Origin of the sequence: Streptomyces sp. MS191 (genome assembly GCF_008042125.1) — a bacterium.
In the GTDB taxonomy this organism is placed as follows: Bacteria; Actinomycetota; Actinomycetes; order Streptomycetales; family Streptomycetaceae; genus Streptomyces.
Genome location: NZ_RDBI01000040.1, coordinates 2,695,550 through 2,709,617 on the forward strand (window position 1 = coordinate 2,695,550; position 14,068 = coordinate 2,709,617).

The following is a 14,068-nucleotide window of genomic DNA, read 5'->3' on the forward strand; positions in this document are numbered from 1 at the left end:
GCCTCCGTGCGGGTTGGTGCCGATCAGCGGCAGCAGTTTGCGCACTTCGTCCTCCTCCGGCGCACACCGCGCCGACATGGTGTCGGGAATCCGTTTCGGCGGTGACGTTATGTGCGCACATCTGCACTGCGGCGGCGCGGGAGTGTCGTGCGGGGCAGCCGGGTGCTGATCGGGCAGCTCGTACGCAACCTCGTCGCGAACGCGGTCGTGCACAACGTGCCCGGCGGCTCGGTCGCGGTGCGGGTCGCCGACGGCACGGTCCGCGTCACCAACACGGGGCCGGTGGTCGCCCGGGACGACCTGGCGGGGCTCTTCGAGCCGTTCCGGAGGGGAGAGGGGCGCGACCGGATGGGGCCGGGAGCGGGCCTCGGCCTGTCGATCGTCCGGTCGATCGCCGCGGCGCACGGCGGGACGGTGGCGGCGGTGGCCCGTACGGCGGAGGAAGGGGGCGGCCTGGAGGTGACGGTGACCTTGCCGGTCACCGTCACCGTCGGTACGTCGGCGTCCTAGCCGGCGTTCTCGGCCTGCCAGCCGGTGAGCAGGCCGCGGTAGAAGGCGGGGTGCGCCGTCTCGACCGGGGCCGGCCCGGCCAGGAAGTGGCCGGTGTGCGGGGCGTCGAGCTTCCGGAGGAAGTCGAAGGCCTTGCCGTCCTCCTCGCCCCAGGCGACGAACTGCCAGTGGATCGGGCGCTCGGCGGCGGCGGCCAGCGCCTGGGCGGCGGCGGTCTTCGACTCCGGGGCGCCGTCGGTCTGGAAGACGACGAACGCGGGCCGCGTCGGGTCGCCCTTCTCGTGGTGGGCGAGGACCTCCTCGACCGCGCGGTGGTAGTTGGTGCGGCCCAGCCGGCCGAGACCCGCGTTGATCGTGTCGATGCGGTTCCCGTCGAGGGTCGCCGGGGTGAGCTCCGCGGTGCCGTCGATGTCGGTGGAGAAGAACACCGCGGTGACGGCCGCGTCCGCGTCGAGGTGCGCCGCGAGGGCGACGGTCTGCTCGGCGAGGCGCTGGACGGAGCCGTCCTTGAAGTACCCGCGCATCGAACCGGACCGGTCGACGACGAGGTACACGGCGGCCCGCGCTCCGGTGAGCCCCTGCTTCTTGAGCTCGGCCCCGGCGGCCTTGTAGGCGTCGACGAGATGCGGCGCCGCGGCCTTGACCTTGGCGAGCGAGAGCGCGGGGGTGCCGGCGGCGACGACGGCAGCCTCCTCGGCCGCGACGACGGGCTCGGGTTCGGGCGTCACCTCGGCGACGACGGGCTCGAGCTCGGGCTGCGCCTCGGCGGCGACGGGCTCGAGCTCCGGCGTCACCTCGGCGACGACGGGCTCGGGCTCGACGACGGCCTCAGGCTCGACCACGGCCTCGGGCTCGACGGCCTCAGGCTCGGTGGCGACCTGCTCGACCTCGGCCTGCGGCGCTTCCGCCTCGGGCTCGACGACAGCCTCCGCCTCGACGACCTCGGCCTCGACGACCTCGGCCTCGACGGCCTCCGCCTCGACGACAGCCTCCGCCTCCGGCTCCGCCTCGACGACCGCGGGCTCGACCTCAGCCTCGGGCTCGACGGCTTCCGGCTTCGCCTCGACAGCCTCAGCCTCGGGCTCGACGGCCTCCCGCTTCGCCTCGACAGCCTCCGCCTCGACGGCTTCCGGCTTCGCCTCGACAGCCTCAGCCTCCGCCTCGACGGCTTCCGGCTTCGCCTCGACAGCCTCCGCCTCGACGACCTCCGCCTCCGCCTCCGCCTCCGCCGAACGTGCCTGCGGGATCTGCGGGTTGTCGAAGGCCGCCGCCACCAGGTCCGCGGCGGCGCGCTCGGACGCGCTCTCCCGGTGGGCCGGGGACGGGAGTGTGACCTCCGGGTCCTGCGTGGCCGCCGGCTCCGGCGCCTCGTCCTTCGTCTCGTCGGCCGCCTCGACGTCCGCCTCGGCGGTCTCCGCAACCTCCGCCGCAGGCGGTGTCACACGTTCCGTCTGGGGCGGGACGGAGGTTGCCGGGGTTTCGTTCTGTTCGGCACTGTCGCGTCCGAACACCTTGCGCAGCAAGCTCCGAATGCCCATGGGCGAACCCTTTCGCATGAGTTGGGTGCGGTGTATGTCCGTACTGGGTGCTTCGGGACGTTCATCCCTGGCCAGGGCGGACACGTAAGGTTAGCGGTCTGCCTGGCGCCGCCCACGGCACCCCGCCCCTCGCCGTCGCCCACGGTCGCTCCGGATTCATCCGCCGTTCATTCCCGCGCCGCCGCAGTGCAGATGTGCGCACATAACGTCACCGCCGAAACGGATTCCCGACACCATGTCGGCGCGGTGTGCGCCGGAGGAGGACGAAGTGCGCAAACTGCTGCCGCTGATCGGCACCAACCCGCACGGAGGCGGTCGTTCCGCCCTCACCTGCCGGTTCCGCTGTGGCGACGCCTGCTTCCACGCGGTGCCCAACGCCAGCGACAACGAGTACGTCGGTGACGTCATAGCCGGCGTCCTCTCCCGCCGCTCGATGGTGCGCGCCGCCGCCGTCGTCACCGTGGCCACCGCGGCCGGGACCGGTCTCGCGGTCGGCAACGCGCCGGTGGCCGAGGCCCACCCGCACCGGCCCGGACGTCCCGACGGTGCCCGCGGCCTGCGGTTCGAGGCCGTCGCGCCCAACAAGGCCGACCAGGTCACCGTCCCCTCCGGCTACGCGCAGAACGTCGTCATCCGCTGGGGTGAGCCGATCCTCCGCGGTGCTCCGGCCTTCGACGCCGACAAGCAGACGGCCAAGGCGCAGGCGGGCCAGTTCGGCTACAACAACGACTTCCTCTCGCTGCTCCCCCTCCGGGGCGAGCACGGCCGCCAGGTCCTCGTCGCCAACCACGAGTACACCGACGAGATCCTGATGTTCCGCGGCTACGACGCCGAGAACCCGACCCGCGAGCAGGTCGAGATCGCCTGGGCCGCCCACGGTCTGTCCGTCGTCGTGGTCCAGGAGGAGCACCGCTCCGGCCGGCTCACGCCGGTCACCCGTCACCCGCTCAACCGCCGCCTCACGGCCACCAGCGAGTTCCGGCTGACCGGTCCCGCGGCCGGTTCGCCGCTGCTCCGGACCTCCGCCGACCCCGCCGGGCGCAAGGTGCTCGGCACGCTCAACAACTGCGCGGGCGGCACCACCCCGTGGGGCACCACCCTCCACGGCGAGGAGAACTTCAACCAGTACTTCGCCAACGGGTCGAGCACCACCGACAAGCGGTACGGCATCGGCACCGGCGCCACCGAGCGCAAGTGGGAGCGGTTCGACAAGCGGTTCGACCTCAAGCAGGAGCCGAACGAGGTCCACCGGTTCGGCTGGGTCGTCGAGCTCGACCCGTACGACCCCGACGCCACCCCGCGCAAGCGCACCGCGCTCGGCCGCTTCAAGCACGAGGCCGCCCAGCCGCGTCTGACCGAGGACGGCCGTCCGGTCGTCTACATGGGCGACGACGAGCGCTTCGACTACTTCTACAAGTTCGTCTCCTCGAAGCGGATGAAGAAGGGCGGCTCGCGGGCGGCCCGCGAGCACAACCTCACCCTGCTCGACGAGGGCACCCTCTACGTCGCGAAGCTCACCGGCGACTCGCCCGGCGAGGTCGACGGCACCGGCCGACTGCCCGATGACGGCGAGTTCGACGGCTCCGGTGTGTGGATCCCGCTGGCCACCGGCGACGTCTCGCACGTGCCGGGCATGACCGCCGAGGAGGTGTACGTCTTCACCCGCCTCGCCGGTGACAAGGTCGGCGCCACCAAGATGGACCGCCCCGAGGACGTCGAGCCGTCCCCGCGCACCGGCCGCGTGTACGTCGCGCTCACCAACAACAGCGACCGCGGCAAGGCGGGCAAGGCCGCCGCCGACGAGGCCAACCCGCGCAACCTGAACAAGCACGGGCAGATCCTCGAACTGGCCGAGCACTGGGACGACCCCGCCGGCGACGGCTTCGCCTGGCGCCTTTTCCTGGTCGCCGGCGACCCGAACGACCCGGCCACCTACTTCGCCGGCTTCCCCAAGGAGAAGGTCTCCCCCATCTCCTGCCCGGACAACGTCGCGTTCGACCCGCACGGCAACCTGTGGATCTCGACCGACGGCAACCAGCTCGGCTCGCACGACGGCCTGTTCGGGGTCGCCACCCGGGGCGAGCGGCGCGGTGAGCTCAAGCAGTTCCTGACCGTCCCGTCCGGTGCCGAGACCTGCGGTCCGATCATCCAGGACCGCCGGGTCGTGGTCGCGGTCCAGCACCCGGGCGAGATCGACGGCGCGTCCGTCGAGAAGCCGGCGTCCGTCTGGCCCGACGGGCCGGGCCGGATCGTCCGCCCCGCCGTCGTCGCGGTGTGGCGCAAGGACGGCGGCGACATCGGCGTCTGATCCGGTGCGGGGGTGGTGGGAGAGGCGCGGGGGGCGCCGCTCACACCACCCCCAGGCCCTCCCGGAACCGGACGAACTGCTCCTCGGGTTCACCGGTGTACGCCCAGGGCACCCAGGAGGCCCGGGCGCCGAGCATGCCGAGGAGCTCTCGTGCCACCTCGATCTGGCCCGCGTAGCAGGCAGCGTGCGCGAGACAGTTGAGATCCGCGATCTCCTCGGGGGAGACCGGTCGGCCCGGTTCCCGGCCGCCGATCCAGCGCTCGTGGGTCCGGCGCAGTTCGGTGACCGCGAGTTCGTGCTTCCAGTGCTGGTCGAAGCCGCGCACCGGGCCCCGGCCGAGCGCTCCGTCGGCGATGTAGCGGTACTCCTCCACCCGGGCGACCTGCACCAGGATCGGCAGGGGCGAGCCGGGCGGGGCCACGCCCGCGGCGTCGCGCGCGAAGTCGTACATCGCGCCGTGGGTGCCGTGCCAGCGGGCGGACCAGTAGCGCAGGAGCTGGGTGTGGCCCTCGGTGTTGTACGGGTCCCGGCGGCGCAGCTCGTCGAACCAGCCGCGCAGTTCGCGGCGCGGCACCCCGCCCTCGTATAGCCGGGCCGCGGAGAGCAGCGACACCCAGGGCATCGGGTCGGCGGGGGCGGCGTCCGCCGCCACGAGGCAGGCCTCGACGGTCGCGTCGAGCTGGGCCCGGTTCACCGGGGAGCCGCGGCCCGCGGCGATGGCCGTGTCGAAGACGCGGACGACCTCGGTCGCCGCCCGGAGCACGGCCGCGTCCGGGTTGCTCGGCTCGGCGGCCCACCAGGCCTCGGCGGTGGAGCTGCCGGCCGCGGCGTGCGAGAGCAGCCGCAGCCGGTGGGTGCGTCGTACCCAGTCGTCTCCGGTGGCCCGCAGCAGGTCCCGTACCCCCTGCCAGCGGCCGATGACGATGTCGTGCCGGGCATCGGTGAGGGCGCGGTCACCGAAGTCGGGGTCGAAGTCGGGTGTGAAGCGGGACGGGCGGGACGGTCGGCGGCGTACGGCCATCGGTCTTCCTCCCTCGGGAGCTTCGGACGGGCGGGCGAGCTTCGGGGTACGGCGGCGGTGCGCACCATCGAGCGGCGGGAGAGGACGCCGGCTATGACGTCACCGACGTACTCGTTGTCGCTGGCGTTGGGCACCGCGTGGAAGCAGGCGTGCCGGAGGGGATCGGTTCCCCGTCCTCCGTCGCTGACTGCCCGGGCTGGTCAGCCCGAGATCTGCTTGCGGTCGGACTCGGCGCCGATGACGATCTTGCGAGGCTTGGCGCGCTCGGCGATCGGGATCCGCAGGGTCAGGACACCCGCGTCGTAGTCGGCTTCGATCCGCTCGGTGTCGAGGGTGTCGGCCAGCATGATCTGGCGGGAGAAGACGCCGAGGGGCCGCTCGGAGAGCTCCATCTGCACACCGTCGGACCTGTCCGTGGGCCGGCGCTCGGCCTTGACGGTCAGCATGTTCCGCTCGACGTCGATGTCGATCGCCTCGGTGCTCACACCCGGGAGGTCGAAGGCGATCACGTACACGTCGCCCTGGCGGTAGGCGTCCATCGGCATCACCGACGGCTTCGACCACGTGCCCGACGCACCCGACAGCTGCTGGACGATCCGGTCCATCTCGCGGAACGGGTCAGTGCGCATCAACATCGCGAAACACCTCCAGTTGGTTCAGGCAGGAACTGCCAATGCGCTTCAACGTGCTCCCGTTGTAACATGTCATCGGAACGATGACAAGCACGGAGTCATCGGAAGGATGACAAATGACGGAGGGCGTCATGAACGAGGCTGCCGAGCCGACCCCGACAGTCCCCCTTCTGGCCGCCGCCGCGGCGCTGGAGGCCATCAGCCAGGCCGTCAGGGACGCGCAGCACCCCTCCGCGGGGATGCCGGGGGCCGAACTGACGCCCGAGGCGGATTCCGGCCCGCACCCGGCGCTGGCCGCACTCCTGATGCTGCGCGAGGTCCGTGACCAACTCGCCGGCTGGGAGAGCGGCCTGATCGAGACCGCCCGCAGCCAGGGCGCGAGCTGGGCCGACCTCGCGGGCCCCCTCGGTGTCGCCAGCCGCCAGGCCGCCGAACGCCGTTACCTGAGACTGCGCCCCGGGACCACGGGAAGCACCGGTGAGGAGCGCGTCCAGGCCACCCGCGACTCCCGCGCCGCCGACCGCACCGTGACCGCCTGGGCCCGCGACAACGCGGCCGACCTGCGCCGGCTCGCCGGCCAGATCACCGCCCTCACCGGCCTCCCCGCCGGTGCCGAAGGTGCCATCGGAGATCTGAACCTGGCCCTCGCCGACAACGACGCCGCCCGCCTCGTGCGCCCCCTCACCGACACCCGGGCCCATCTGCGGCCCGAGGACGCCGAACTCGCCGAACGCGTCGACGCCTTGACCCGGCACACCGACCGGCTCCGCCAGGACACCCACGACCAGCGCAGCACGTGACCGCCGGCCTCGGCTCGGGGGTACGGGCAGGGACGCGCCGGGCGGTGCCGTCGCGGACATGCCGGTGGCCCGGACTCGTCGAGTCCGGGCCACGACCGCGTGGGCACTCAGGCGGGACGACCGCCGAAGGGGGCGCCGGTGCCGTAGTAGGTGCCCAGTTCCTCGTGGTAGCCGGCGTTGCCGAGGTGCTGGTCCCGGTGGAACTCGGGAGCGTCCTTGATCTGTTCCTTGGTGCGGTCGACGTAGATCTTCCGCTCGTCCGGGTCGACGCGGACGACCGTGCTCGCGGGGAGAAGGACTTCCTTCCCGAAGATCCACACCCCGGTGTCGACCACCAGGTACGCGTCACCGACCTCGTCGGAGTGCTTGTCCACCTTGCCGATGCCGCCGTCGGTCGCCTCGACCTTGTAGCCGGTGAGGTCGGTACCCGCCAGATGGCCGGACGTCGACTTGAAACTCCACACCTGTTCAGTCACTCGAAACAACTCCTTCGAAAGGCAATGGGGCGGCGTACGGGTGTCGCCGCTTTCCTTTCCGTGCGTCACGGGCGGCGACTCGTCGAGGCGCCTGACTTTCCGCGTGCTCGGATTTCGGGAATTCACACTCGATGGCCGGAACGTTCGCCGGCCCGGTAACGGAATCCGCTACCAGCGGTACCAGCGGGCGCTGCCGCCCTTGGGGCGGGCCACGAAGCCGATCAGCCACACGACCAGCACGATGACTGCGAGCCACCACAGGGCTTTCAAGGCGAACCCCGCGCCGAAGAGGAGCAGGGCCAGCAGAAGAACGAGAAGCAGGGGAACCATATGATCAACCTCCGAGGCACCGGGTTCCCGTGCCCCTCTGCTTCAAACACCTGAACGTGCGGACCGCCCTCGGGCGTTCAGGCGATGCGGGGAATTCACTCGATACCGCGCGAGGCGAATGTGCGGCGGTGTTCCCCGGGAACTCTCAGGTCGGCCAGGCGAGTTCGTGTGCGCCATTTCCGGGCACACGCTCCGGAAGGACATCGAGACCCGTGGCGGCAGCCCGTCAGCCGGCCCGCGTGGCCGAGGGACGCACGCCGAACCACTGCTCGGCGCCGTACTCCTCGAACCGCTCGACCTCGGTGAAGCCCAGCCTCTCCGCGAGGCGCATCGCGCGGTCGTTGGCGCTCTGCGTGGAGAGCACCACGGGTTCGCCGGGACGCGCGCCGGCGAACCAGTCGAGCGCCGCCGCGCACGCCTCGAAGGCGTACCCGCGTCCCCACGCCGCCGGCAGGAACAGGTAGCCGAGCTCGGCCTCCCCGCCCTCGGGGCGGACGTGCCCCCGGCGCTCGGCACCGCGCGGGTCGAGCGTGATCATGCCGATCATCGTTCCGTGGAGCTCGACCACGAAACAGCCGGGGCGCCGGCCGGGCACCTCGGGTACCGCGCGTTCGAGTTCGTCGCGCGGTCGAGCGCCACCGGTGTGGGCGCCCACCTCCGGCGAGGCGAACAGCTCGACGAACGCCGCGCGGTCCCGGGCCTCGGACTCGCGGAGCACGACCCGTTCGGTCGCTATCGGGGCGGGCGGCCAGACGAAAGATCCGGATGCGGTCATGGCGATGAACCTATCGCGGGTCCCGTGAGAGCGACGGGAGGGAAGCCGGCCCCGGGCGCCCGCCGTGGGCCCGGCCGCCTCGGGGGCGGCGAAAAGCCTGGCGTCCGGAGCCGACGGAACCCGGTAACGTCTTCGTCATGTTCTTCCAGCCGCCGATTCACAGGTGAGTGCGTGACGGGCCCCCGCTGACGTCCTGCGTCGCCGCGCCCGTCCCCCACCGATGAATCCGTAGATCACTTCACATCATCACCGGGAGAACCCGTGACCGACAGCAAGAACATCAACAACCCCGTGGGCCAGGGTGGCGGCCAGCGCAAGAGGCTGTCCCGTGCCGAACGACAGAACAACGGCCCGCACCGCAACCTCGACCGTCAGAGTGCCGCCGACCGGAAGGCGGAGCTGGTGCGCAAGATGCGCGAGAAGACACACGCGGCCGAGGGCGACGGGCAGCCGGACGACGACACCGCACAGAGCTGACGCACCGCCGCCGCGATGCGGAACCGCTCGGGGCGGGGGCCCGGGCGAAGTTCGGCATCCCGAAGAGACAACGAAGAAGGCCCAGGTCAWTGACCTGGGCCTTCTCTCACGAGCGGATGACGGGAATCGAACCCGCGCCATAAGCTTGGGAATCACCGCTGCCCAGCTCGACCATCCCACCTCTGACCTGCGGGAACATGCTCTGGCGGCACTCATTCATCCCACGGCTCGTGGGCACTGTGGACCACCACTTGTCCGTCCTGAGGGGCACGGCTGGGGCACGAGGCGCCGACGACCGCCCTCACCCTCCGACTGCCCACCGGGTGGCCGCGGCCGCGCCCAGCAGCAGCGGCGGAGCGAGCCACCAAGGGCCCATGGCGCGACGGATCGACGGAAGAAGAGCGATCAGCAGGGCGAGCCCGCTCGTGGCGATGGCGAGAACACAGGACAGCTCGATCCCTGCCTGTGCCTCGTCGTCCCAGCTACCCGCGGGCCGGATGGTGAGGGCCATGTACACGAACCATGCGGCGATCGTGTGGAGGAGTACCAGCGGGACCGCCATGACCCACCGCAGACAGCCGTCGTCACCGGTCGTCCCGGCGACGTCGGACCGATCGGACGTCACTGGAGAGCTCCCTTCGCGTCTTCGAGGTTCCTGGTGAAGGCCCGTCCGTAAGCCTGGGCGTCATCGCCCTGCCAGTACGGTCCACCGTTGTACCGCGCCGCCAGTTCCTGGCGCTGCTCGGGCGTCATCCGCTCGGGGGGAACGCTGGCGAACTCGCTCTCGGCCTTGAGCTGGGCCAGGTACTCCGCCGCGATGAAGATGTTCTGCCCCGGGTCCTGGAGGGACTCCTCCACCACCGCTCGCTGCTGTTCGGTCATGTTCTGGGGGTCGTAGCCGAGTACTTCGGCTCCGCGGCGCACTTGGATGGCGATGGGACCGAAGGACGTCTCGTCCGGGGTTCCGCCGAGGCGCCAGGGGAGGTTCTCCGGGGAGACCGGGCTCAGACCCCAGGGCGCGTCGGCCTGCTCGCGGATCGTGTCAGTGAGGTCGTCGAGGATGCCGGGCTGTCCACCGATCTCCTGCCAGGCGATTCCGGCGACCATGTCCGCCGGCAATCCCGAGTTCTTCGCGGCGGCCTGAATGGTCTCCTTGTTCGCGGCGATCCAGTCCTTCCGGTCCTGGCTCGACGACGGCGGACTCCAGTAGCTGTCCTGGGCCCCCGGTAGGGCGGACAGCCGCGTGCGGATGTCGTGAAGCGTCGGTGAGACCGGGTTGGTGCCGACTCCTCCGGCGTAGTCCTGCTTTGGCGGGCTGCCGGGCAGGCGAGTGAGGGGATTGCCGCTGGCCTCCGCGGCCTCGCTCCTCAGGGACGCGATGGCCGCCACGATGTCCACTCGCTGGACGGAGCCCATGCGGAATTCGGGCAGGAGCTTGTATGCCTGCTTCAGCCCGTGCACACACAGGTCACGGGCTTCCTTCTCGGTCGTCCCGGCCAGGTGGAAAGCACCTCCCGCCGCGCTGTGGAGTCTGTTCGCCTCTTCCCGGATGTCGTCGACATCCATGGTGAGTTCGGCGAAGAAGTCGAGGACGCCCGTGGTGGCTCGCATGTCCTCCCACTGGCGCATGGGTTCGGCGTCCTGAGCCTCACGGGTGATCGCGGTGCCCTTGGTGCCGATGAGGGAGGCAAGGCTGCGCTCGTTGGCCTTGCCGTTCGAGTAGTGACTCTTCGCAGTCTCCAGCGCCCACGCATAGCTTCGCAGGACACTGGCAGCGTGCCCGTAGCCCTCGGCGATGTGTTGCATGAGCTTGCGCGCTTCGGAGAGCCGGGACACGTAGTGCTGGCTCCCTTCGCTGTGCCAGTGGGTCCGCTTCTCCGCGCGCTCGGCCGGTGCGTCGACCTCGACCAACATGTCGTGGAGGCGCTTGAACTCGTCGGCGTTCCGCTCGACGAGGGCGGGGTTGCAGCCTTCGAGGAACGCGACGTCCTTGCGGTAGCTCAGGCCGGTCACTTCGCCTCCGGCGCCACGTACTGGCCATGGCTCAGGACGTTGTCGAGGAAGCGGCGGGTATTGGCGTCGTCCACGGCGACGAAGTCGGTCCCGGTGGTCTTGAGACGGGTGGCAAGCGCCGCGAGGAGCGCGACTGTGTCCAGGAACTGATCGTTGGCGAACCGTCCGAAGCCTTCGACCGCGGCGGCGACTTCGGTATGAGAGCGCGGTACGCGCGCCATGGTTCCGAGATCACTGTCGGGCCTGCCTTCGTGGAGCAGTCCCGCGATCTCGATCAGCAGGTTCGCGTTCCCGTTGATGGAGTCCGTGTTGTAGTCGAGCGTTCCCTCCGTGGTGGCACCGTCCCGATCCACGGGGAGTTGGTTGAGCCGCATGGCGGTCGAGCTGTCTAAGGACACATCGTCCTTCGCCTGAGCCCATTCGTCGTCGAATGACACGCATCCCCCTGCGGTTGTCGGTCTGCTGTACGAGTGACCGACAAGGCTATCGAGGGTGGCGACCGGAGCGTGGTGCGGAGGTGGTGCAAGACGCACAGAGAGGTCTAGACAAAAAAAGAAGGTCCAGGTCAATGACCTGGGCCTTCTCTCACGAGCGGATGACGGGAATCGAACCCGCGCTATAAGCTTGGGAAGCTCATGTTCTACCATTAAACTACATCCGCGCAGCGGCCCGAAGATCGGTACCGCAGACTCCGACACTGTACCCCATCCCGGAGTCGAGACGTGGCTGTCCGTGGCGGAGCGCCGCCTGGAGTGGTGTCCCGTTGATCCCCTAATGTGGCTGTCTCGTCCACCACTTGTCGGGGAAGGGACTTGATGGGTTCGATGGAGCACACCGTCGTCCGTTGTGCCGAAGGGCACGTGTTCAGTACCGCTTCGTTCCCGTTGCAGCAGCTCGGGCCGGGGCGGATCGGGCCCGGGCGGTTGGTCCGGTGCCCACGGTGTGCGCGATTGCGGCACGCGGTACCCGTGGAGCTTGAGCAGCGCCGATGATGTCCGGGCGCGGAGTCTTCCCGATTGGGGGAGGTCCGCGCCCTCTGCGTATCGTGGGGTCGTGCTTCTCTCAGACAAGGACATCCGGGCCGAGATCGACGCCGGACGGGTGCGCATCGACCCGTACGACGAATCCATGGTGCAGCCCTCGAGCATCGACGTGAGGCTTGACCGCTTCTTCCGGGTGTTCGAGAACCACCGCTACCCCCACATCGACCCCGCCGTCGAGCAGCTGGACCTGACGCGTGAGGTCGAGCCGGAGGGCGACGAGGCGTTCATCCTGCATCCCGGCGAGTTCGTGCTCGCCTCGACCTACGAGGTCATCACGCTGCCGGACGACATCGCGTCGCGCCTGGAGGGCAAGAGTTCCCTGGGCCGGCTGGGCCTCGTGACGCACTCCACCGCCGGGTTCATCGACCCCGGGTTCTCCGGGCACGTGACCCTCGAGCTGTCGAACCTCGCCACCCTGCCCATCAAGCTGTGGCCGGGGATGAAGATCGGGCAGCTGTGCATGTTCCGGCTGAGCTCGCCCGCCGAGTTCCCCTACGGCAGCGAGCGCTACGGCTCGCGGTACCAGGGGCAGCGTGGGCCGACGGCCTCCCGCTCCTTCATGAACTTCCATCGGACCCAGGTGTGAGGCGGCGACCGGTATGAGTGAGGTACGCGAGAACCTGACCTACGAGGGCTTCGGGCGCGCCGTGCGCGAGCTGGCGCAGACCATCGCCGACGACGGCTACGAGCCCGACGTCGTGCTCTCCATCGCGCGCGGCGGCGTGTTCGTCGCCGGCGGTCTGGCCTACGCGCTCGACTGCAAGAACATCCACCTCGTGAACGTGGAGTTCTACACCGGCGTCGGCACGACGCTGGAGATGCCCGTGATGCTGGCGCCGGTGCCCAACGCGATCGACTTCTCCGACAAGAAGGTCCTGATCGCCGACGACGTCGCCGACACCGGGAAGACCCTCAAGCTGGTCCACGACTTCTGCGTCGACCACGTCGCCGAGGTGCGGTCCGCGGTCGTCTACGAGAAGTCGCACTCGCTCGTGAAGTGCGAGTACGTGTGGAAGAAGACCGACGAGTGGATCAACTTCCCCTGGTCCGTCGAGCCGCCCGTCGTGAAGCGCGAGGGCCAGGTCCTCGACGCGTGAGCGGATGAACCACTGACGCGGGAAGGCCCCCACCGGTGTCCGGTGGGGGCCTTCCCCTGTCTGTGCGGGCGGGTTACAGCGTGCCGAGCTTGATCAGCGAGAGCAGGCCCACCAGCTGGATGGACGCGGCGCCCAGGGCCTTCGGCCAGGGCAGGTCGTGCGAGCGGCTCACCATCAGGGTGAACAGCGCGCCGGCCGCCAGCCAGGTCGCCCAGCCGAGGACCTGCACCAGGCCGTTCTCGCCGCCCAGGAAGAGGGCGAAGAGCAGCCGGGGCGCGTCCGTGATCGACATGATCAGCATCGACAGGCCCACGGTGGGCTGCCACGAGCCGTCACCGCCGAGCTGGCGGGCCAGGGTGTGGGTGACGGCGCCGAGGACCAGGCCGCCGACGACGAAGCCGACGCCCGTCATCAGGACGTACGGGATCGCCGTCGTCAGGGTGGCGTTGATCGCCTCCTCGCGCGCCTGGTCGAAGCCGAAGATCGCCAGCATGCCGTAGAGGAAGGTGACGACCAGCGCCGGGCCCCACACCGCGTGGTCCCGCATCTGCAGGAACGTCGGGGCGGGGCGCAGCACGATGCCGCTCAGCAGCGCCTTCCACGGCAGGCGGGGGCCCGTGGGGACGGGGGCCGCGCCGGAGTGGTACGTGGCGGCGTCGCCGTACGGGTCGTCGTGGACGCTGAACATCTGCGTGTGGCCCGGGTTGTTCGCCGCGGCGTGCTGTTGCTGCTGCTGCGCGTACGGGTCGCCGAAGTACTCGGGCTCCCCGTGCCCCTGGGGCGCCTGCCGGTGCCCGTACGGGGCGCCCTGGCCGCCTCCCTGGCCCTGTTGGGGCCACTGCTGCTGCGGGGAGGGCGGCGGGGCCGCGTTGTACCCGTACGGCGCCTGCTGCGGTTGTCGTTGCGGGGGGCGGTTGTCCCTGCCGCGTCCGTTCCTGAATCCAGCCACGTCATTGAACGTACCTGCTCCCGCCGCCAGGGCGCTCCTTTGCCACTGAGCTGTGACATCCCTTAGGGGACGTCCCGGGCGTGCGGGGGTGCGGCCCGG

At 70.3% G+C, this 14,068-nt stretch carries 15 protein-coding genes, 1 tRNA gene and 1 pseudogene; 6 read left to right on the forward strand and 11 right to left on the reverse strand.

The features are described from left to right. Window positions 1–147 precede the first annotated feature (147 nt). A pseudogene (locus EAO71_RS19445) lies at window positions 148–510 on the forward strand (ATP-binding protein); the annotation flags it as partial. Here the strand turns inward: EAO71_RS19445 and EAO71_RS19450 are convergent. Further along, window positions 507–1,952, reverse strand: a complete 1,446-nt coding sequence (locus EAO71_RS19450; protein ID WP_261992188.1) for a VWA domain-containing protein — start codon at window positions 1,950–1,952, stop codon at window positions 507–509. The pseudogene EAO71_RS19445 and the gene EAO71_RS19450 overlap by 4 nt on opposite strands. 364 nt (window positions 1,953–2,316) lie before the next feature. Here EAO71_RS19450 and EAO71_RS19455 point away from each other — a divergent pair, with 364 nt between their 5' ends. Continuing rightward, entirely contained in the window at window positions 2,317–4,356 is a 2,040-nt protein-coding gene (locus EAO71_RS19455) for a PhoX family protein (protein ID WP_147978868.1), read from the forward strand. A 40-nt stretch (window positions 4,357–4,396) separates the two neighbouring features. On the opposite strand, the gene EAO71_RS19460 is transcribed toward EAO71_RS19455, so the two are convergent. Together EAO71_RS19460 and EAO71_RS19465 are read right to left on the reverse strand one after the other, a co-directional pair. Continuing rightward, on the reverse strand, window positions 4,397–5,377 hold the full coding sequence (locus EAO71_RS19460; RefSeq protein ID WP_147978869.1) for a hypothetical protein: 981 nt from the start codon (window positions 5,375–5,377) through the stop codon (window positions 4,397–4,399). A gap of 200 nt (window positions 5,378–5,577) precedes the next feature. Beyond that, entirely contained in the window at window positions 5,578–6,012 is a 435-nt protein-coding gene (locus tag EAO71_RS19465; RefSeq protein ID WP_147978870.1) for an Hsp20/alpha crystallin family protein, read from the reverse strand. A gap of 128 nt (window positions 6,013–6,140) precedes the next feature. On the opposite strand from EAO71_RS19465, the gene EAO71_RS19470 reads away from it, so the two are divergent. Further along, window positions 6,141–6,809: an HSP18 transcriptional regulator gene (locus EAO71_RS19470; protein WP_147979395.1), complete on the forward strand. Its 669-nt coding sequence runs from the start codon at window positions 6,141–6,143 to the stop codon at window positions 6,807–6,809. A gap of 107 nt (window positions 6,810–6,916) precedes the next feature. On the opposite strand, the gene EAO71_RS19475 is transcribed toward EAO71_RS19470, so the two are convergent. The 3 genes from EAO71_RS19475 to EAO71_RS19485 all read right to left on the reverse strand — a co-directional run bounded on the left by EAO71_RS19475 (window position 6,917) and on the right by EAO71_RS19485 (window position 8,390). Beyond that, entirely contained in the window at window positions 6,917–7,285 is a 369-nt protein-coding gene (locus EAO71_RS19475; protein WP_147978871.1) for a PRC-barrel domain-containing protein, read from the reverse strand. Between the two features lie 168 nt (window positions 7,286–7,453). Then, a complete protein-coding gene (locus tag EAO71_RS19480) occupies window positions 7,454–7,615 on the reverse strand; it encodes a hydrophobic protein (RefSeq protein WP_147978872.1) in 162 nt (53 codons plus the stop codon). A 226-nt stretch (window positions 7,616–7,841) separates the two neighbouring features. After that, entirely contained in the window at window positions 7,842–8,390 is a 549-nt protein-coding gene (locus EAO71_RS19485) for a GNAT family N-acetyltransferase (protein WP_147978873.1), read from the reverse strand. 261 nt (window positions 8,391–8,651) lie between these two features. On the opposite strand from EAO71_RS19485, the gene EAO71_RS19490 reads away from it, so the two are divergent. Beyond that, window positions 8,652–8,867 carry a DUF6243 family protein gene (locus EAO71_RS19490; RefSeq protein WP_147978874.1) on the forward strand — a complete coding sequence of 72 codons (216 nt, stop codon included), beginning with the start codon at window positions 8,652–8,654 and terminating at the stop codon, window positions 8,865–8,867. Between the two features lie 301 nt (window positions 8,868–9,168). Here the strand turns inward: EAO71_RS19490 and EAO71_RS19495 are convergent, their stop codons facing one another. From EAO71_RS19495 to EAO71_RS19510, 4 genes are all read right to left on the reverse strand, one after another. Next, a complete protein-coding gene (locus EAO71_RS19495; protein ID WP_187282710.1) occupies window positions 9,169–9,492 on the reverse strand; it encodes a hypothetical protein in 324 nt (107 codons plus the stop codon). Next, complete coding sequence (locus EAO71_RS19500) at window positions 9,489–10,880, reverse strand: hypothetical protein (RefSeq protein WP_147978875.1); 1,392 nt, start codon at window positions 10,878–10,880, stop codon at window positions 9,489–9,491. Before EAO71_RS19500 ends, EAO71_RS19495 begins: the two co-directional genes overlap by 4 nt. After that, the gene (locus tag EAO71_RS19505) at window positions 10,877–11,317 is read right to left on the reverse strand and encodes a hypothetical protein (protein WP_147978876.1); all 441 of its coding nucleotides are present in this window, start codon (window positions 11,315–11,317) and stop codon (window positions 10,877–10,879) included. Before EAO71_RS19505 ends, EAO71_RS19500 begins: the two co-directional genes overlap by 4 nt. A 153-nt stretch (window positions 11,318–11,470) precedes the next feature. Next, window positions 11,471–11,541: transfer RNA gene (locus EAO71_RS19510), tRNA-Gly, on the reverse strand. 392 nt (window positions 11,542–11,933) lie between these two features. On the opposite strand from EAO71_RS19510, the gene dcd reads away from it, so the two are divergent. Continuing rightward, window positions 11,934–12,509, forward strand: coding sequence for a dCTP deaminase (gene dcd / locus EAO71_RS19515; RefSeq protein WP_017240230.1), 576 nt, complete (start codon window positions 11,934–11,936; stop codon window positions 12,507–12,509). A 13-nt stretch (window positions 12,510–12,522) separates the two neighbouring features. Then, on the forward strand, window positions 12,523–13,020 hold the full coding sequence (locus EAO71_RS19520) for a phosphoribosyltransferase (RefSeq protein ID WP_147978877.1): 498 nt from the start codon (window positions 12,523–12,525) through the stop codon (window positions 13,018–13,020). 73 nt (window positions 13,021–13,093) lie between these two features. On the opposite strand, the gene EAO71_RS19525 is transcribed toward EAO71_RS19520, so the two are convergent. Then, window positions 13,094–13,969, reverse strand: coding sequence for a Yip1 family protein (locus EAO71_RS19525; protein WP_147978878.1), 876 nt, complete (start codon window positions 13,967–13,969; stop codon window positions 13,094–13,096). Window positions 13,970–14,068 lie beyond the last annotated feature (99 nt).

Excerpts from the sequence above, each read along its gene's own strand:
- EAO71_RS19460 (WP_147978869.1), bottom strand. The coding sequence starts at position 5,377 with ATGGCCGTACGCCGCCGACCGTCCCGCCCGTCCCGCTTCACACCCGAC.
- EAO71_RS19465 (WP_147978870.1), bottom strand. The coding sequence starts at position 6,012 with ATGTTGATGCGCACTGACCCGTTCCGCGAGATGGACCGGATCGTCCAG.
- EAO71_RS19470 (WP_147979395.1), top strand. The coding sequence starts at position 6,141 with ATGAACGAGGCTGCCGAGCCGACCCCGACAGTCCCCCTTCTGGCCGCC.
- EAO71_RS19480 (WP_147978872.1), bottom strand. The coding sequence starts at position 7,615 with ATGGTTCCCCTGCTTCTCGTTCTTCTGCTGGCCCTGCTCCTCTTCGGC.
- EAO71_RS19485 (WP_147978873.1), bottom strand. The coding sequence starts at position 8,390 with ATGACCGCATCCGGATCTTTCGTCTGGCCGCCCGCCCCGATAGCGACC.
- EAO71_RS19520 (WP_147978877.1), top strand. The coding sequence starts at position 12,523 with ATGAGTGAGGTACGCGAGAACCTGACCTACGAGGGCTTCGGGCGCGCC.